Genomic DNA, 16,506 nt, shown 5'->3' with positions numbered 1-16,506 from the left:
AGCCCGAAAAGGTTGCAGCCCTGCCCCGTCATAACTAGAAATTACCGGGTAATGTCTTCCCTGCGACGACACGGATACTGGTTTTGTCTTCTGCTCCTCGTCGCGGGACTCATCGCTGCGCCCCCGGTGCAGACTGCGCGTACCCGGGTGGCGGATGGCTTTGACCAGCCAGTGGGTAAACCTGATGCCGACGGATACTATAAAAGCCGCGGGTTCCGGGCTCGTTATCACATGGGAGAGGACTGGAATGGCGACGGAGGGGGCAACACCGACAAGGGCAAGCCGGTCTATGCCACCGCCAATGGCTATGTGGTCCTCGCGCGCGACATGCGCATGGGCTGGGGCAATCTTGTCATTATCCGGCACGCCTACATCGAAGAGGGCCAGATAAAATTCGCCGATTCTGTCTATGCTCATCTCGACCAGATCATGGTGAAGGAGAATGCCCAGGTCGTCCGCGGCCAGCAGGTAGGCACCATCGGCACCGCTCACGGGCTTTACCCGGCCCACCTGCATTTCGAGATCCGCAAGAATCTCAATATCGGCTTCAACCAGCGCGGGTTCCCCCGCGACCTGACGTGCTACTACATCCCGAGTGCATTCATCTCCACCCGTCGCAAACTCCCGGGTGGCGGGCGCAGCACGATGATCCCCATTAATACCTTCAGCGTCGAGGCGAGGAGTGCCTCCTCCTCCGAAGACCAGCCCAAGAGCCTGCTGAAGGACAAACCGAAACCGGAGGGAACAAAGCCTTTCCGGGTCAATCGATTCGACGATCTCTTTTCCGCACCTTGAGCACACCTGACTCCCTCTTTCTCATCGCCGGAAGCGGCAAGTATCCCGGCCTCGTCATCGCAGAAGCCCGCGCCGCCGGAGTCGGTCGAATTTCCCTCGCCGCCTTCGAAGGCGAAACGGAGCAGTCGACGATCGCTGCAGCAGACGAGGTGCGCATGCTCCGGGTCGGACAGCTCGGCAAGATGCTCGACGCCGCGAAGAAATCCGGAGCGAGCCACGCGATGATGGCCGGGCAACTGGCGCCAAAGAATCTCTTTGACCTGCGCCCGGACCTCCAGGCCCTCATTCTTCTCGCCAAGCTCAAGCGCCGCAATGCCGAAACGCTTTTCGGCGAGGTGGCCAATCAACTCGCCAAGATCGGCATCCAACTTCTCCCCGCCCTCACCTTCCTCGACAACCATATCGCTCCGAAAGGCCACATCGCAGGACCGGCGCTGAAGAAGCGTCATGTCGAGGATGTGGAGTACGGCTACGAGATTGCCAAGGAAAGCAGCCGCCTGGACATTGGCCAGACCGTCGTGGTCCGCAATGGCACAGTCCTCGCCGTTGAGGCCTTTGAGGGCACCAACGAATGCATCAAGCGCGGTGGAGCCCTGGGTCGCGATGGCAGCACCATGGTGAAGGTATCCAAGCCCGGGCAGGACATGCGCTTTGACGTTCCCGTCGTCGGGGAACTCACCATCGAAACGGCGAAAGCCGCCAAAATCAAAATCATCGGAGTGGAAGCCGGCCGCACTCTGCTCCTCGACCGTCCGCGCGTGAGCGCTGCGGCGGAAAGTGCCGGCATCACCATCTACGGAATCTCATGAACACGCTTCGCACAGGAGTGGTCGGTGTCGGCCACATGGGCATCAACCATGCCCGCGTCTACTCGGAACTCAAGGACTCACAACTCACCGCCGTCTACGACGCCGACCCTGGCGTGGCGCAGAGCGTGGCAAAGAAATACAAGACCCGCGCCGCCGCTACGCTGGAGGAGTTTGCCTCCCTCGTCGACGCCGCCACCATCTGCACACCGACCACCACGCACTACGAGATCGGCAAGTATCTCCTGGAGCAGGGAAAACATCTCCTCATCGAGAAGCCCATCGCCGACACGCCTGAGGCGGCCCGTGGGTTATCCGATCTCGCCGCGCAGAAAAGCTGTGTGCTGCAGGTGGGCCACATCGAGCGCTTCAATCCCGTGCTCGCCGCTCTGGAGCAGAAGCTGCAAAACCCGCGATTCCTTGAGGTCACGCGCCTTTCGCCTTTCCCCAACCGCAGCACGGATGTCGGAGTGGTTCTCGACCTGATGATCCACGACATCGAGATCATCCTGCATCTGGTGAACAGTCCCGTCGTCAGCATGGACCCCGTGGGCATCGCCGTGCTCAGCAAGGGCGAGGACATCGCCAACGTGCGCTTTCATTTCGCGAACGGCTGCGTGGCCAACGTCACCGCCAGCCGGATCAGCCGGGACAAGGTACGCAAGATCCGCGTCTTCCAGGAAAACGCATACCTCTCGCTGGACTACCAGAAGCAGGATGGCGTGATTTTTCGCCTCATCGAAGGCAAGAAGGGCAAAGAGATCGTGCGCGAAAACGTCGAGGTCCAGCGCGGCGAACCGCTCATGATTGAGCTGGAATCCTTCGTACGCTGTGCCCGGGAAGGGGCAAAGCCCAAGGTCTCGGGCGGCCAAGCCGCCGACGCACTGGATATCGCGCTGGAAATCACACGCCGCATCCAGGAAGCCGACCCGCGGAAAAACGCCGCTGCCGCTGCGGCGCTGGCAACCTCGTGAAGCGCACCATCTGGGTCGTCGCCGGGGAAGCCAGCGGCGACGCTCGCGGCGCGGAACTCCTCCGCGCCCTCCATCAACTCGATCCCGACCTCACCTTTATCGGCGCGGGCGGACCGAAGATGGCGAAATACGCCTCCGCGCCTTTTGACAACTGGATCGCAGAGGCCGGAGTGCTCGGCCTCTGGGACGTGCTGAAGAACTACGGGTACTTCCGCGGGAAGTTCGACGCCATGCTGCGCGACATCGACCGCATCAAGCCCGACGCCGTGCTTTTCGTCGATTATCCGGGTTTCAACCTGCGCATGGCCAAGGCGCTCCGCAAACGCGGCTACCCGGGAAAAAATCTCTACTACGTGAGCCCGCAGGTCTGGGCCTGGAATCGCGGGCGCATCAAGAAGATGGCCCCGATCCTGGATCTGATGATCTGCGTGTTTCCCTTTGAGCAGCCGATGTACGAGGCCAGCGGTTTGCACACGGTATTCACCGGGCATCCATTACTGGAGATGCTTGAGGCAGAGCAAACTCACCAGCCGCGCGAGACCGACCTGCTCGGACTTTTCCCGGGGAGCCGCGAGCGCGAGGTGAAGCGCAACTTTCCCGCGATGCTGGAAGCCTGCCGGATCATCCGCGAGAAGCGCCCCCAGACTCGCTTCGAGCTTGCCGCCGCCTCGGACTCCCAGGCCGCTCAAATGCACGCCCAGGCCGGAGACTTCCCGCTCACCATCCGCGTCGGCACAGCCCACGACCTGATGCAGCGGGCGACGGCGGGCATCGTCTGCTCCGGCACAGCCACTCTGGAGGCTGCGTTCTTCGGCCTCCCGTATTGCCTGATCTACAAGGCGGCGTGGCTGACCTTCCAGGTCGGCAGCAGGCTCGTCGACGTCGATTGCCTCGGCATCATCAATATCCTCAACAACTACATCCAAAATCCCCCGCCCGATCCGAAGCTCCCGGCCAAGGCCTCGCCACACGTAGTGCGCGAGTTCATCCAGCACTTCGCCACGCCACCGGCTCTCGCCGGGGAGGCCCTGCGTCTTCTTGCCAGCGAACAGGCGCGCACGGAACTCACGGAAAAGGTCAGCGCGATCGTAAATTCCCTCGATGCGCACGGGGCGAGCGAACGAGCGGCGCGAGCGATACTTGATCATCTCCCGCAAATCGGGGCATCATCGACTCCAGCCTGAAACGTTCAACCGACCGCACAGCACCCATGAGCGACTCCTTTCCCCGCGAGCACCTCGAAGGCCTCTGGGCCCCGTGGCGCGTTGAGTATTTTGAACACAAGGAAACCTCCGACCCCGACTTTCTTCTCACCGCAGCAAACTCCCCGGATGACGAGGAGCACTTCGTGGTGGCCCGGCGAAAGACGTGTTTCCTCATCATGAACAAGTACCCGTATTCCGCGGGGCACCTCATGGTGGTGCCCTATCGCAAGATCAACCAGCTCCAGGACCTCACCGAGGAAGAAGTGCTGGAGACCTGGGAGCTCTGCGTCCATGCCCAGCAACTCCTCACCATCTGCGTACGCGCACAAGGTTTCAACGTCGGCTGGAACATTGGCCGGGCTGGCGGCGCGGGAGTGGATGACCATCTTCACATGCACGTCGTCCCCCGCTGGATCGGCGACTCAAACTTCATGACCACCATCAGCGGCACCCGAGTCATTCCCGAGGGACTGACCCCGCTCTACAAGCGCCTCCGCGAAGCCCGCAGCTCGCTCGAGGGTTGATTCGGCTCAATGAAGAGGCTGCTGGTCTGCCTGCTGCTTCTCTGGGCGATCTGGTGGTGCTTTCTCCGCGACAATCCGGCGGAGGACCCACCCGCCGGCTACCGGATCGCCGACGAGCCCGACCAGCAGATCATCGACCAGCCCGCGTGGCAGGCCAAGGGCTGGACGATCCGTCCCCTCGCCTCCTACGCCATGCGGGCGCGTGTGCTCAGCAAAAAGCGATATTACTTTGACGACACCGCCTCCATCGCGCCGATCGACCTGGCCCTCGGCTGGGGCAGCATGTCAGATACAGCCGTACTGTCTCATGTGACAGTAGGCCAGTCCGGGCGATGGTATGATTTCTTTGCCGATGCGGAGTGTCCTGTCTCCCTGGGTGAACTTGCCACCCAGAGTGCGAACGTCCATTGCCTGCCGGCAAATGACGAAGTCCTCGACACCCTCCAGTCGCTACGCAAAAACTCCCTCGTGAGCCTCAAAGGTTATCTCGTGGAAGCCACCAAGGACGGAGCACCCCCATGGAAAAGCTCCTTGGAGCGTGGGGATTCCGGTAACGGTGCGTGCGAGATTTTCTGGATCACCGAGGCTTACGAGTTCACTCCATAGTAAAAAAGCACGATTTTCCGCAACCGGACGCAGAGACCCATTGACGAGAGCGGGTGCGATCTGCGCAAGCTCCGCCCTACCCGCATGAATCGCTTCTTTCTCGTTCTGGTTGCTTTCTTTTCCAGCTTCACCCTGGAGGCCTGGAGTCAGAAAATCCACATCGTGACCCGCAATATCGAGCCGTTCTCCTTTGAGCAAAACGGCAGGCGCGTCGGCTATGCCATGGACCTGTGGCAGGAAGTCGCCCGCGAGGCCGGGATGGACTATGACGTACAGGTCGTGGGAACCGCCCAGGAGATGGTCGACGCCTTGACCAATCGGACGGCGGATGCTGCGGTCGGTGCGCTGAGCGTTACATCCAAACGCGAGGAAATCATGGATTTCTCCCAGCCCTTCTATGAATCCGGCCTTCAGATTGTCACCTCGGGAAAGACAGCTTCCATCGCCGACACCATCTTCCAACTGGTTGGAAATCTCCTGAACTGGAAACTCGTAGGCGCCTTCACCCTTTTGATCGTGGTGATGCTCGTCATTTCCCACCTCGTCTGGCTGTACGAACACAAAGTCAACGAGGAGATGTGGCCGAAGAGCTATCGCCACGGCCTTTGGGAGTCCTTTTGGTGGACGATCAGCACACTGCTCGTCGGCGGCGCGGATAACAAAGGGCCGGTCGGCGTGGGAGGTCGTATCATTGCCATCATCTGGATGCTGCTCAGTATCGTGCTGGTTTCCCTCCTCACCGCGTCTTTCACGACCACCCTCACCGTCAACACGCTCAAGGGCGATATCTCCGGACCGGGAGATTTGCCCGGTCGCGACGTGGCGACGATCACGGGCAGCACCGCCGCAAACTGGCTCACCAATCATGGGGCGAATCCCAAGCCGTACGCGACCCTGACCGAGTGCCTTACCGCGTTGAAGCGCAAGGAAGTGGCCGCAGTGGTCTATGACGCGCCGCTCGTCCAGTACGCTGTCTCCAAGGATGGCGACGACAAGCTTCAACTCGTCGAACCCGCCTTTGACCGACAGAACTACGCCATCGGCCTCCAGCAGGACAGCCCGCTCCGCGAACGCATCAACCGTGCCCTGCTGGCACTCTCGGAGAGCGGCGCCAATACCGATCTCCAGAAAAAGTGGTTTGGAACTGCTTCCGAGTAGGGAAGTAATGTGAAGCTAGAGCTGGGCGGGATTTTTCCGCCCTGCCGCCTTCCGCGAGATATCCGTCTTGAAGGCGCAGGATTTGCATCCACTGCGCTTGACGCTGCACGCACCGCAGCAGTCGATACGGCCGCGATGCCTGACCATGTGCCAGATCCACCAGATCGAGGCCAGCAAGCTGGCCGAGACAAGGACTGTATCCAACAGACTCATAGGAATAACGAGGTCGTCTGATAAACCGCCACGGCCGCTACCCAGGCCAGAGTGGTCATATAGACAAAGGTGAGGACGGCATACCGGGCGCCCACTTCCCGGGCAATGACCACCAGGGTCGATGAGCACTGCATACAAAAGGCGAAAAAGACCATGATGGCGAGCGCCACCGGGAGGGTGAATACCGGCTGCCCCTTGTGGGGGCCGTCAGGCCAGCGCTCGGCGCGAAGAGCATCGGCGAGTGCGCCGTCTGAATCCTCCACATCGCCACCAAGGCGATAGATGATTCCCAAGGTGGAGACAATCACCTCGCGGGCCGGGAAACTCGCCAGGACGCCAACGGTGATTTTCCAGTCAAAACCCGCCGGGGCAAAGATCGGCTGCAAAGCATGTCCGGCGCGGCCCAGGAAACTTTGCTCGATCTGCTCTGCCTGCACCACAGGATCGGCACTCTGGTCATGCGCCCCCTGCTTATGTGGGAAATAGAGGAGCGCCCAGATGATGACGCTGATCACGACAATAATCGTACCCGCACGCTGAAGAAATTCCTTTCCGCCCATCCACATGCGCCAGAGCACATCCTTGGGCACCGGGAAACGGTAAGGCGGCATTTCCATGATAAATGGCTGGCTCGGTGTCTTGAAAATAAAGCGATTCACCACCCAGGCCAGGGGCAGGGCGACGAAGAGCCCGAGCATCTGAATAGCGAAGAGCGTCAGCGAAGCGGCCCAGACGCCCCACACGGGTTCGATAAATGCCCCGATCAGCAGTAGATAGACCGGCAGACGAGCCGAGCAACTCATGAGCGGAGCGACGAGGACCGTGACCAGCCGCGCGCGGGGATTCTCGATCGTACGGGTGGCAAAGATGCCGGGAACGGCGCAAGCATAGCTGGATAGCAGGGGCACAAAGCTCTTGCCATTAAGGCCGCACCAGCCGAAGAGCTTGTCCATGAGGAAAGCTGCCCGTGCCATGTAGCCCGTGTCCTCCAGCAGCGAGACGAAGAAGAACAGAAGAAAAATCTGCGGCAGGAATACCACGACACCGCCCGCACCGGCGATGATACCGTCGCAGACTAGCGACTGGAAGACCGGGACAGGAGCGAGGAAATTCCCCACCACTTCGCCCAGCCAGGAAAATAACGTATCGATCAGGTCCATGGCAGGTCCCGCGAGCGTGTAGATGGCCTCAAAGACCATGAACATCAGCCCCGCAAAAATGAGAAGACCGAAGAAACGATGAGTCAGGATCGAGTCGATGCGTCCCGTCATCTGGATCTGCGCATGATTGTCCGCACGAGTGACCCCCTCCAAAAGCTCAGAGATCAGCTTCTGAAAAACCACCATCTCGATCGAATACGGATCAAATCCCGCGTCACGGATGGGAGTGCGGCCCTTCTCCACGATCGGCTTGCGCTCGCTCTCCGGGCATCCCACCAGGTCGAGATAAGAAGAGCGATGATCAAAGAGGATGCGGCGGAGTTCCGCATCCGAGAGATGGATGTTTGTTATGAGCTGATTGCGCAACACCTCCGTGGCGCTTTTCACGCATTGCGGCCACTGCGGAGTGCGAAGAAATACGGGCGTCTGCAGACACTCGCCGATCGCCCGATACAGGCCATCAAGTCCCTGGCCTTTTCGCGCGGAGATCGGAATGACCGGCACACCCAGCCTCTGGCTGAGCAGTGCCGCATTGACCGACTGGCCCGAAGCCACGACTTCGTCCATGAAATTAAGGGCAATGATCAGCGGGACTCCCAAGTCCGCAATCTGACAAGCCAGTTGCAGGCTCCGCGCCAGTTGACGCGAGTCGACGACGCAGATGGTGAGATCCGGCACGTCCTCGCCGCGGCCGGACAGGACGTCGGAGGAAATTCGTTCGTCGGGCGAACTCGCCGCGAGTGAATAAGAACCGGGAAGATCGAGAACATTGATCTCCCGCCCATCGAGAACCATCCGCCCGGATTTCTTGGCTACAGTCACACCCGGGTAGTTACCGATGCGCTGACGGGAACCCGTCAGGCGATTGAAAAGTGTGCTTTTTCCCGTATTGGGATTCCCGATCAACGCGATGGTCGCGATTCCGGTAGTGGCGCGGCGATTCCCCATAGTTATTTCCCTCAGGCGGCGATTTCGTCCTCGATCTCGACCAACCGGGCTTCCGCTCGCCGGAGGCAGAGCAAACATCCAGGGATCTTGATCATGAGAGGATCACCCAGAGGAGCAGAGCGGACAAACTGAAGCGGACAGCCGGGTACGAGCCCCAGCGACATCAGCCGCTGGCCCATACCCTCGTCATGATGAATGGCGGTTACCTTCGCCTGCTCGCAGGGAGCCAGATCGTTCACCGTACGACGGCGTTTCGGAGTTTCTCCGGTCGACTGGGGAACGGCTGGATCCATCTTATGCTGCGAGCGTTTCTTCATCAGTAAGGTAACATCCGGGGTCTGTGGCCCAAGGATCGTTATGCACCTGCGCTGCACGAACCCGGAAGCCGCCACCGCAGACTTTCTGGAATCTGCACGATCCACAGCGACCTTTCAATCTCGGCAATCGGTCGCGAAGCCCGGTCAAAAGTTCATCACTGGATTGAGTCCAAATCTCGCTGAATTTGTGATCTCGCACATTTCCGATCGTGTGGGTCTGCCAGAACTGGTCGGGATGCACATTGCCCTGGCTGTCAATATTGGCGATCCCGACACCGGAGCTATTGGCGCCGCCGCCATTCCACTGCATGAGCTTGAACGCATCGTCGGCCCTGGCAGGGTCCTCCTCCTGCAGGCGCAGGTAGAGGTAGGCGCCATCCGCCGGTTGATCCACGGTAAGGACCTCACGCTCGATTCCTTTGCTCTGCCAGATTTTGATCCTGTCGAGAATCTTGTCGAGAGCCATGCGAGTGCGCTCAGGTTCAACGAGTTGGAGATTGGACCCTCGCCCACTGAAGACCAGATGATAGAAGCAAACGCGAGGAATGTCGTAGTCCTCGATGAACTTCAGGACGTTGTCGAGGTCATCGATATTATTGCGGGACAGGGTGAGACGCAGGCCGGACTTCTGTCCGATCTTCTGGCAGTTGCGGAAGCCCTCCACGGCGCGCTCAAATGCCCCGACGCGGCCACGGAATTTGTCGTGCACCTTGCCGATACCGTCGAGCGAGATCCCCACGTAGCGGCAGGACATCTGACGCAGGCTGAAAACCGCCGGTCGCGAAAGCAGGGTGCCATTGGTTGAGAGGGTAAAAGGCAGCCCACGCTTGGCCGCATAACGGGCGAGGGAGAAAAAATCCTGCCGGATCATGGGCTCTCCACCGGAGAGCAACACCGCCGGGACACCGAAATCGGCCAGGTCGTCGATGACACCCTTGCATTCCTCAAACGAAAGCTCTCCCTCGTAGTTCTGGTTGCACGAGTCGGAGTAGCAGTGCATGCAGGAGAGATTGCACCGGCGGGTGATGTTCCAGACGACCACGGGGCGACGCTCCCGGGCGGAGGCAAAAGGCCGATGATGACCGGTGCCGTAACGCAAGCCGTCGGCCGGCTGGCTGGCTCCGAGATAAAGACGAGTCAGATTAATCATTCCTGCGGTTTAGGTTGATAGGTGCAAAGGGGTTCCTCAGCGAGCGGGTCGCCGCGAAGAGCGAAGGCACGGGCACGCGATCCGCCGCAAAGCATGCGGTAGTCGCACCGGCCGCACTTGCCCTTGAGCGCGGTGGGATTGCGCAGGGAGCGGAAAAGCGGTGATTCGCGATAAATCTGGAGCAATGGCAAACGTCGGACATTGCCAGCAGAGACAGGCAGGAACCCGCTCGGGCACACTTCACCGCGGTGCGAGATGAAAACAAAGCCCCGCCCGTCATTGGTGCCTCCCACATGAGGACGTTCCAACCCGGCACGCTCAGCCTGCTGGAGCTGAATGCGGCGATACTGGGGAGCTTCCGTCGTTTTAATGGCGAAGGGCACCCGGCGCGAAAGCTCACAGAGCTTGTTGAGAAGCGCCTCGGCCTGCTTGGGCTCGGGCAATTGATGCGCATCGGCACGGCCGGTTGGCACCACCATGAAAATGCTCCAGACGGAGGGCTTCAGGGATTCCACGAGCGTCGTCATCGCGTCAAACTCATGATAATTCTGCGCGGTGATCGTTGTGTTGATCTGGAACGGAATGCCCGCCTTGCGAGTGGCTGCGATGCCCTGCATCGTCCACTCCCAGGCACGCTTCACCCCGCGAAAGGTGTTGTGAGTTTCCTCCGTAGCCCCATCAAGACTGAAGGACAAGCAAGCCAGGCCAGCCTCGGCGAGGGCTTCAAAATCCAGAGCCAGCATATCCGGCGTGGCGCTGGGGCTGAGGGCTACGCGCAGTCCTCGACTGGCGGCGTGGGCGACGAGTTCGACGAGATCGGGTCGCCGGGAGGGATCTCCTCCGCTGAAGATGAAAAATCGTGGGGAAAAGGCTGCTACGTGATCGATGAGAGTCCGGGCTTCATTCGTATCCAGTTCAAGCGGATCGCGCTTGGGCTGGGCCTCGGCGCGGCAATGAGTGCACGCCAGCCGACAAGCCCGGGTCATCTCCCACACGACCACTTCCGGGCGATCGCAATAAGAGATCCAGTTCATAAGACGAAATCATACAGCATCCCGTCTTGAACCAACAATAAGATTTTCTTATTTTTTGAAATCCAATCTCATTCGCAGCTTAACTGCGACTCAGGATCGCCATCACTCAGTGCCAAAATTTCTCTCCAAATGCCTGATTAACAAACTCATATCAGAGGAAATCCCACGGTAGGAAATGATACCGTCGGGGCGGATGAGATAGCAGGCGCCATCCTTTCCGACAGCGTAGGCCTTATGAGCCTCGCCTCGGCGGTCGATGACCACAGAATCGCCCGCATTGCCCTCGCGGAAGATGCGGATCACCCGGACAAAACCCGGCAGATCTGCCGGAGCCAGGGCATTGCCAAAGATCAAGAGCTGAAACCGGCCATCCCCTTTCCAAAGAGCATGAAGGCGGGTGTGCGCCCCGCTTCGGGTCTGCAACCCCCAGGCCTCCGGTGCCCGCTCGCCCGCATGGGGAGCGCCGCTGAGCCAGCCCAGATGCCCCTCCTCCACGATGGCGCTGTCCCGGTAAGCCACATTCAACATGCTCACCGTCTCGGCCATGGCATTGTCCATGCCCACGAGGCCGACGAATCGGATGAGATGATTGCGCACCTCGATGGAAAGAGAAGAATGCAGGTCCGCCATGCGGGTGGCGGGGCCCACGCGCTCCAGCAGCTTGCGGGCATTGCCATGACGCTCGATCTGATAGCTGGACAGCAGGCCCTCTCCACCATTTCCGTGCAGGACGGAGGCGAGCTTCCACGAGAGATTAATCGCATCCTGGATACCGGTGTTCATCCCCTGTCCGCCGACCGGACTGTGCACATGCGACGCATCGCCAGCGATGAAGACCCGGCCTTTTTTCATCGCGGGACTCAGCCGGGTATTGATGCCAAAGGGGCTGATCCACACGGGATCGTACATCGGGATGCGGGAGCCAAAGCGATCCTGGATGATGGCCTCGATCTCGGACAAGCCCAGCTTCTCCGCGTCACGCATGGTCATGCCGGAGACATTGAGAATCACCCGCCAGCGATCGTCATTGAGCGGGGCGATGAAGATCATCCCCGAGCGTCCGAGATAGGCAAACAGCTCATCCGGCGGCCGCTCCCAGCTGATTTTCACATCGGCGGTGATCCAGACGGAATCCAGCGTCTCCCCCTCGAGCTGCAGCTTCATGGCGGCCCGCACCGCGCTATGCGCGCCATCGGCGCCGATCACGTACCGGAACGAGGCCGCCTCCAGCCCGCCGGAGGCGATGCGCAATCGCACCGACACCGCCGCGTCACGTTCATCATAGGCCAGAAACTCCGTCCCGCGCTCCACCCTCACGCCGCAGCCCGCCAGCCTGCGCGCCAGGATGGCCTCGGTATGGGACTGATCCAACCCCAGCATGAAAGGGTACGCCGTGGGCAGCTTGTCCAGCCGGGGATGAAGCAGGGTGGTATTTCCTTCTCCCATGACATTGACGCCATGAACCTTCACCCCGGCCGAGAGAAAGTCCTCCACGATCCCCATTCTCTCGAAATGCTCCAAGGTGCGGGAATGAATGATCGCTGCGCGGGATTGTCGCATCGGAGCGGCGAGACGATCCACGATGCGCACCTTCACCCCGGCCTGCGCCAGCCAAAGGGCGGCGCTGAGGCCGACGGGGCCGGCTCCCACGATCAAGACATCCGCAGGGGACGACGTTGTCTGACTCATTCCAGACGTTTTCTCTCCACCGGGCCGATGAAGCAAGACTGCGCGCACACGACCGTTTCATTTTTCCCCATGATGTGTCTGCACCACCGCATAGAAAGAGGCTCGCCGAGTCGAAAGATTTTCCGTAAGCAACCAGAGGCATGCATTACCTTTACGTACTCTTCATTCTCATTTTCTGCGTTCCAGCCTATTTTGCCCCCTCCCATCTGGTGCGGCCTTTTGCTTATTTCGCCACCCTCTCCCTGCTCATCGGAGTGCTCGGCTGTGCGTGGCCAAGCGTCATGCCCAAGGATTTCCTTCAGAACAATCCCTGGGCGGCGAACTCTCCGCTCCAGCCCGCGATATCCATGGCAATCGGGAGCGTATGCCTGCTCTTTGGCATCGGGTTGTTTCTCGCTTTGGGAAGCCGCAAGCTTCTCAAGAAGAACTAGCCCCCGCCTGCTCAAGGTTGACCGCACAGCGTCCTTGGTGTAACCCCGCCCCAGTCTCATGTTCCGTATTCACATCGCCCGCAACAGGCAACCCCTCGGTCAGTTTTCCCCGGAAGAGGTCGCGGAAGGACTGAAAACCGGGCGTTTCCTCGCGTCTGATCTCGCCTGGCGGGAGCCCATGGATGCCTGGAAGCCATTGGGCGAGTTTGACAATCTCCCGGAGGTTCCCGACCCGGAGCCCGAGCTCGAGTCTCTCCCTTCCATCATCGAGCGCAAACAAGAAGACATTCCCCAGCCTGCCTGGGAACGGGTGGGCGAGCTGGGTTTCTTCAAAGCCTTGTTTGAAACTTTCCGGCAGATCTTTGCCACGCCGGTACAGACGTTTCGCGCCTCATCTGCGACCTCGGGCTACAAGCGGCCGATGATTTTTTTCACCCTCATTTCGACCCTCACAATCTGGGTTGCATTCCTCTACCGGGTCGCGCTCGCGCAGGTGAACCCCGAGGCTCTCGCTCCGACTATTCCCAAGGGTATGTCGCAGTCGGAGTTTCTCTGGAGTCAGGCATCGGTGCTTCCCCTTGTCCCTCTCCTCGTGATGCTCGGCACCGTGATTTCCGCGGCAATCTTTCATGGCCTGCTCTCGGTGATAGGCGGCACGACCAAACCCTTTGAAGCCACATTCCGAGCGTTTTGCTACGCGGGGGGCACGGCGTCCCTCGTCCAGTTCATCCCCATCTGCGGGGGTCCGCTGTTCTTCTTCGCCTTCTCGATTCTGATGGTGATCGCCCTGCGGGAGACACACCAGGTTTCCTCGGCCAAGGCAACGATTGGCGTCGTCATCCCGATGCTTTTTTGCTGCGGGCTGATGCTCGGGCTGACCGCTTTGGTTATCGGACTCGCTCCCCAGGTGCTTCCTAAATAAGGGCAAAAGCCGGACTCGGCACGTCCTGCCCGGCACAATAAACCGAGGTTCCTCGTCCACGCGCCTCCAGGGTGGATCGTACACAGGTTTCGGCCAGGTCGGGGGAGTTGCAGTCCTTGCTCAAGTGGCCAAGAATGACATGTCTCAGGTCAGGCGCGTGGAGTTCCTCCACCACTCGGGCGGCTGCGGTATTTGAAAGATGCCCGTGCTTCGATTGAATGCGCTGTTTCACCGACCATGGCCGGCGGATGTCGCGCTGGAGCATCTCCTCGTCGTAATTCGTCTCGATGAGCAGGGCATGGATGCCCTTGAGCACATCGAAGACGTTACGCGTCGCGTAGCCGAGGTCGGTTAATACGCCAAGACATGCCCCTCGAGTAGAGATGCGAAACCCAACAGGATCAGAGGCATCGTGCGGAACCTGAAATGGCAGAATGGTGAACTCACTCAAGGCGAATGCGCATCCGTTCTGAAAAAGCTGCCAATTCGCATGCGGGAATCCAGCATCGGACATGGCGCGAGCGGTAAGCGGGTTGCAATACACCGGGAAACGGCAGCGGTTCATGAGAACCTTCAGCCCTCCGCAATGGTCCTGATGTTCATGAGTGAGGAGAACTCCCGAAAGGTCCTCGACACGCACCCCGCAGGCCTGAAGCCGGACAGAAAGCTGTTTCGCACTCAGGCCCGCATCGACCAGGAATGCGCTCGAGGTGCCGCGCACGAGCATGGAATTGCCAGCACTGCCGCTTCCCAGGGTGATAACCTCAAACATCGAGGCAAATATACGGCAATTCCCCCTGTCCACGACCAGCAGGTTTTCCGGCGATTTTTCTTTCGCCTCCCCATGCAGTACCGTGCATCCTTTTCAAGCCTATGCAGCAATACCATCGCCTGCTCCGCCTCGTCCTCGAACAGGGCAAATACAAGTCCGACCGGACGGGCACGGGCACATACTCGGTTTTCGGGGCGCAGGAGCGCTTCGATCTGCGCGATACCTTTCCCTTGCTCACCACCAAGAAGCTCCATCTCCGTTCGATCATTCATGAGTTGCTGTGGTTCCTGCAGGGAGACACCAATGTCACCTATCTCCGGGAGAACAAGGTGACGATCTGGGACGAGTGGGCCGATCAAAATGGCGACCTTGGCCGCGTATACGGCGCTCAGTGGAGGGACTGGCGCAACTCCCAGGGGCAATCAATCGACCAGATTGCAGAGGTCATCGACCAGATCCGTAAAAATCCCGACAGCCGACGGCTTATTGTGTCAGCCTGGAATCCCGGTGAGATTTCCCAGATGGCGCTGGCACCCTGCCATGCATTGTTTCAGTTCTATGTGCAGGATGGCGAGTTGAGCTGCCAGCTGTACCAGCGTAGCGCCGACCTGTTCCTCGGCGTGCCCTTCAACATTGCCTCGTATGCGCTGCTCACGCTTATGGTGGCACAGGTCTGCGGCCTACAGCCGGGAGAGTTTGTGCATACCTTCGGCGACTTGCATCTATACTCAAATCATCTCGATCAGGCCCGTGAACAGCTTAGCCGCGACTTTCGCCCCCTGCCCCGCATGAAACTGAACCCGGCGGTGAAGGAGATCGGAGATTTCCGCTACGAGGACTTCACCCTGGAAGGCTACGATCCGCATCCGGCCATCAAGGCGCCTATCTCCGTATGATCGCGATCGCTGCGATGGCGGCCAACCGGGTGATTGGAAAGGCTGGCACTATCCCGTGGCGGCTGCCCGAGGACATGAAATTCTTCAAGCGCACTACTCTCGGCCATGTCGTCCTGATGGGGCGTAAAACCTACGATTCCATCGGAAAGCCGCTGCCTGGCCGGGAAAACTGGGTGCTGACGCGCCAGGAGATCGCCATTCCCGGCGTGACGGTGCTGCATGATCTGGACCGCATTCCCACAGCGCCAAAAGGGTGTGAGATCTTCCTGATCGGCGGAGCCGAGCTCTATGCCGCCCTGCTACCCAAATGCCGAGAGATTCTGCTCACCCGACTGCCCGAGCCGGTCGAAGGTGACGCATATTTCCCGGCATTCGAGCAGGATTTCGCACTCCGGGAGACAGTGATATCCAGTCCCGGGATGACCGTGGAGCGATACGTCCGCCGCTAAACGCAAATTTCCAGGCAATACAAACCGAGGCCGGAGGCAACCTTTCGGAGCACGCAGAAATGCTGGTCCGTAATTGCCCCGCCCGTTCAGCGACCCTCAGTCCTCACTGTTCTGGTACTCCAGCCAGAGAATCCAGGCCGACACCAGCACGGATGCCGCCCCTGCTGAGGCAAACGCTATTGCGACATCGAATCCATCGTCTGACTCAAGCCGGCCCACCGATGCCAACAAAATGGGGGCCACGACCGCCAGCGCCGCTGTCACCCACGGGAAGCTCCTCCGGTATTTTACGAAGAGGATCCACTGGGTAAACGACACCGCCCACTGCACCGGCAGGAGGAACCAGCCGAAGAAGGCGAAGAGCGGCAGAAACAAAGCTCCCGTCCATCCATGCATGACCATGCCAAAGATCGCGCTGCCTGCCAGATGGGGAACGAACCCCATCAGGACAAGGAGA

General features: G+C 59.9%; 18 protein-coding genes and 1 pseudogene. 11 read left to right on the top strand and 8 right to left on the bottom strand.

Going from position 1 to position 16,506, the window contains the following annotated elements; genetic code table 11:
• Nucleotides 1–51: 51 nt before the first annotated feature.
• The 7 genes and pseudogenes from TSACC_RS10360 to TSACC_RS10330 all read left to right on the top strand — a co-directional run bounded on the left by TSACC_RS10360 (nucleotide 52) and on the right by TSACC_RS10330 (nucleotide 6,068).
• Nucleotides 52–795, top strand: coding sequence for a murein hydrolase activator EnvC family protein (locus tag TSACC_RS10360; RefSeq protein ID WP_075079231.1), 744 nt, complete (start codon nucleotides 52–54; stop codon nucleotides 793–795).
• The gene (locus TSACC_RS10355; protein ID WP_075079230.1) at nucleotides 792–1,604 is read left to right on the top strand and encodes an LpxI family protein; all 813 of its coding nucleotides are present in this window, start codon (nucleotides 792–794) and stop codon (nucleotides 1,602–1,604) included. Before TSACC_RS10360 ends, TSACC_RS10355 begins: the two co-directional genes overlap by 4 nt.
• A complete protein-coding gene (locus TSACC_RS10350) occupies nucleotides 1,601–2,575 on the top strand; it encodes a Gfo/Idh/MocA family protein (RefSeq protein ID WP_075079229.1) in 975 nt (324 codons plus the stop codon). Before TSACC_RS10355 ends, TSACC_RS10350 begins: the two co-directional genes overlap by 4 nt.
• Nucleotides 2,572–3,660: pseudogene (gene lpxB, locus TSACC_RS10345) on the top strand (lipid-A-disaccharide synthase); the annotation flags it as partial. The gene TSACC_RS10350 and the pseudogene lpxB, both read left to right, overlap by 4 nt.
• A 125-nt stretch (nucleotides 3,661–3,785) precedes the next feature.
• Nucleotides 3,786–4,304, top strand: a complete 519-nt coding sequence (locus TSACC_RS10340) for an HIT family protein (RefSeq protein ID WP_075079227.1) — start codon at nucleotides 3,786–3,788, stop codon at nucleotides 4,302–4,304.
• A 9-nt stretch (nucleotides 4,305–4,313) separates the two neighbouring features.
• The gene (locus TSACC_RS10335; RefSeq protein WP_075079226.1) at nucleotides 4,314–4,910 is read left to right on the top strand and encodes a hypothetical protein; all 597 of its coding nucleotides are present in this window, start codon (nucleotides 4,314–4,316) and stop codon (nucleotides 4,908–4,910) included.
• Nucleotides 4,911–4,994: 84 nt separating this feature from the next.
• Entirely contained in the window at nucleotides 4,995–6,068 is a 1,074-nt protein-coding gene (locus TSACC_RS10330) for a transporter substrate-binding domain-containing protein (RefSeq protein WP_075079225.1), read from the top strand.
• Between the two features lie 15 nt (nucleotides 6,069–6,083).
• Here TSACC_RS10330 and TSACC_RS10325 read toward each other — a convergent pair whose 3' ends face one another.
• The 6 genes from TSACC_RS10325 to TSACC_RS10300 form a co-directional block, all read right to left on the bottom strand.
• The gene (locus TSACC_RS10325; RefSeq protein ID WP_075079224.1) at nucleotides 6,084–6,281 is read right to left on the bottom strand and encodes a hypothetical protein; all 198 of its coding nucleotides are present in this window, start codon (nucleotides 6,279–6,281) and stop codon (nucleotides 6,084–6,086) included.
• The gene (gene feoB / locus TSACC_RS10320; protein WP_075079223.1) at nucleotides 6,278–8,389 is read right to left on the bottom strand and encodes a ferrous iron transport protein B; all 2,112 of its coding nucleotides are present in this window, start codon (nucleotides 8,387–8,389) and stop codon (nucleotides 6,278–6,280) included. The genes TSACC_RS10325 and feoB overlap by 4 nt, the downstream gene beginning before the upstream one ends.
• 11 nt (nucleotides 8,390–8,400) lie before the next feature.
• A complete protein-coding gene (locus TSACC_RS10315) occupies nucleotides 8,401–8,682 on the bottom strand; it encodes a FeoA family protein (protein WP_075079222.1) in 282 nt (93 codons plus the stop codon).
• Between the two features lies 1 nt (nucleotide 8,683).
• Complete coding sequence (locus TSACC_RS10310) at nucleotides 8,684–9,856, bottom strand: radical SAM/SPASM domain-containing protein (protein ID WP_075079221.1); 1,173 nt, start codon at nucleotides 9,854–9,856, stop codon at nucleotides 8,684–8,686.
• Entirely contained in the window at nucleotides 9,853–10,890 is a 1,038-nt protein-coding gene (locus TSACC_RS10305; protein WP_084400363.1) for a radical SAM protein, read from the bottom strand. Before TSACC_RS10305 ends, TSACC_RS10310 begins: the two co-directional genes overlap by 4 nt.
• Before the next feature lie 102 nt (nucleotides 10,891–10,992).
• Nucleotides 10,993–12,579, bottom strand: coding sequence for an FAD-dependent monooxygenase (locus TSACC_RS10300; protein ID WP_075079220.1), 1,587 nt, complete (start codon nucleotides 12,577–12,579; stop codon nucleotides 10,993–10,995).
• Between the two features lie 140 nt (nucleotides 12,580–12,719).
• Between TSACC_RS10300 and TSACC_RS10295 the strand changes: the two genes are divergently transcribed.
• Complete coding sequence (locus tag TSACC_RS10295) at nucleotides 12,720–13,010, top strand: hypothetical protein (RefSeq protein WP_075079219.1); 291 nt, start codon at nucleotides 12,720–12,722, stop codon at nucleotides 13,008–13,010.
• A 58-nt stretch (nucleotides 13,011–13,068) separates the two neighbouring features.
• Nucleotides 13,069–13,932 carry a YIP1 family protein gene (locus TSACC_RS10290; RefSeq protein WP_075079218.1) on the top strand — a complete coding sequence of 288 codons (864 nt, stop codon included), beginning with the start codon at nucleotides 13,069–13,071 and terminating at the stop codon, nucleotides 13,930–13,932.
• Here TSACC_RS10290 and TSACC_RS10285 read toward each other — a convergent pair.
• Nucleotides 13,925–14,704: an MBL fold metallo-hydrolase gene (locus tag TSACC_RS10285; protein ID WP_075079217.1), complete on the bottom strand. Its 780-nt coding sequence runs from the start codon at nucleotides 14,702–14,704 to the stop codon at nucleotides 13,925–13,927. The genes TSACC_RS10290 and TSACC_RS10285 overlap by 8 nt on opposite strands.
• Before the next feature lie 101 nt (nucleotides 14,705–14,805).
• On the opposite strand from TSACC_RS10285, the gene TSACC_RS10280 reads away from it, so the two are divergent.
• Nucleotides 14,806–15,600 carry a thymidylate synthase gene (locus tag TSACC_RS10280; RefSeq protein ID WP_075079216.1) on the top strand — a complete coding sequence of 265 codons (795 nt, stop codon included), beginning with the start codon at nucleotides 14,806–14,808 and terminating at the stop codon, nucleotides 15,598–15,600.
• Nucleotides 15,597–16,049 carry a dihydrofolate reductase gene (locus TSACC_RS10275; protein ID WP_075079215.1) on the top strand — a complete coding sequence of 151 codons (453 nt, stop codon included), beginning with the start codon at nucleotides 15,597–15,599 and terminating at the stop codon, nucleotides 16,047–16,049. Before TSACC_RS10280 ends, TSACC_RS10275 begins: the two co-directional genes overlap by 4 nt.
• Nucleotides 16,050–16,145: 96 nt before the next feature.
• Here the strand turns inward: TSACC_RS10275 and TSACC_RS10270 are convergent, their stop codons facing one another.
• Complete coding sequence (locus tag TSACC_RS10270) at nucleotides 16,146–16,493, bottom strand: hypothetical protein (RefSeq protein ID WP_153811385.1); 348 nt, start codon at nucleotides 16,491–16,493, stop codon at nucleotides 16,146–16,148.
• Nucleotides 16,494–16,506 lie beyond the last annotated feature (13 nt).

It is taken from the genome of Terrimicrobium sacchariphilum (assembly GCF_001613545.1).
Lineage (GTDB): Bacteria > Verrucomicrobiota > Verrucomicrobiia > Chthoniobacterales > Terrimicrobiaceae > Terrimicrobium > Terrimicrobium sacchariphilum.
This window is presented reverse-complemented; position numbering and strand designations above follow the sequence as displayed.

What these genes read in the sequence shown, in the direction of transcription:
- TSACC_RS10335 (WP_075079226.1), top strand. Translation starts at nt 4,314, where the DNA reads ATGAAGAGGCTGCTGGTCTGCCTGCTGCTTCTCTGGGCGATCTGGTGG.
- TSACC_RS10300 (WP_075079220.1), bottom strand. Translation starts at nt 12,579, where the DNA reads ATGAGTCAGACAACGTCGTCCCCTGCGGATGTCTTGATCGTGGGAGCC.
- TSACC_RS10290 (WP_075079218.1), top strand. Translation starts at nt 13,069, where the DNA reads ATGTTCCGTATTCACATCGCCCGCAACAGGCAACCCCTCGGTCAGTTT.
- TSACC_RS10270 (WP_153811385.1), bottom strand. Translation starts at nt 16,493, where the DNA reads ATGGGGTTCGTTCCCCATCTGGCAGGCAGCGCGATCTTTGGCATGGTC.
- TSACC_RS10280 (WP_075079216.1), top strand. Translation starts at nt 14,806, where the DNA reads ATGCAGCAATACCATCGCCTGCTCCGCCTCGTCCTCGAACAGGGCAAA.
- TSACC_RS10275 (WP_075079215.1), top strand. Translation starts at nt 15,597, where the DNA reads ATGATCGCGATCGCTGCGATGGCGGCCAACCGGGTGATTGGAAAGGCT.
- TSACC_RS10315 (WP_075079222.1), bottom strand. Translation starts at nt 8,682, where the DNA reads ATGGATCCAGCCGTTCCCCAGTCGACCGGAGAAACTCCGAAACGCCGT.
- TSACC_RS10310 (WP_075079221.1), bottom strand. Translation starts at nt 9,856, where the DNA reads ATGATTAATCTGACTCGTCTTTATCTCGGAGCCAGCCAGCCGGCCGAC.
- TSACC_RS10340 (WP_075079227.1), top strand. Translation starts at nt 3,786, where the DNA reads ATGAGCGACTCCTTTCCCCGCGAGCACCTCGAAGGCCTCTGGGCCCCG.
- TSACC_RS10350 (WP_075079229.1), top strand. Translation starts at nt 1,601, where the DNA reads ATGAACACGCTTCGCACAGGAGTGGTCGGTGTCGGCCACATGGGCATC.
- TSACC_RS10285 (WP_075079217.1), bottom strand. Translation starts at nt 14,704, where the DNA reads ATGTTTGAGGTTATCACCCTGGGAAGCGGCAGTGCTGGCAATTCCATG.
- TSACC_RS10360 (WP_075079231.1), top strand. Translation starts at nt 52, where the DNA reads ATGTCTTCCCTGCGACGACACGGATACTGGTTTTGTCTTCTGCTCCTC.
- feoB (WP_075079223.1), bottom strand. Translation starts at nt 8,389, where the DNA reads ATGGGGAATCGCCGCGCCACTACCGGAATCGCGACCATCGCGTTGATC.
- TSACC_RS10330 (WP_075079225.1), top strand. Translation starts at nt 4,995, where the DNA reads ATGAATCGCTTCTTTCTCGTTCTGGTTGCTTTCTTTTCCAGCTTCACC.
- TSACC_RS10325 (WP_075079224.1), bottom strand. Translation starts at nt 6,281, where the DNA reads ATGAGTCTGTTGGATACAGTCCTTGTCTCGGCCAGCTTGCTGGCCTCG.
- TSACC_RS10295 (WP_075079219.1), top strand. Translation starts at nt 12,720, where the DNA reads ATGCATTACCTTTACGTACTCTTCATTCTCATTTTCTGCGTTCCAGCC.
- TSACC_RS10305 (WP_084400363.1), bottom strand. Translation starts at nt 10,890, where the DNA reads ATGAACTGGATCTCTTATTGCGATCGCCCGGAAGTGGTCGTGTGGGAG.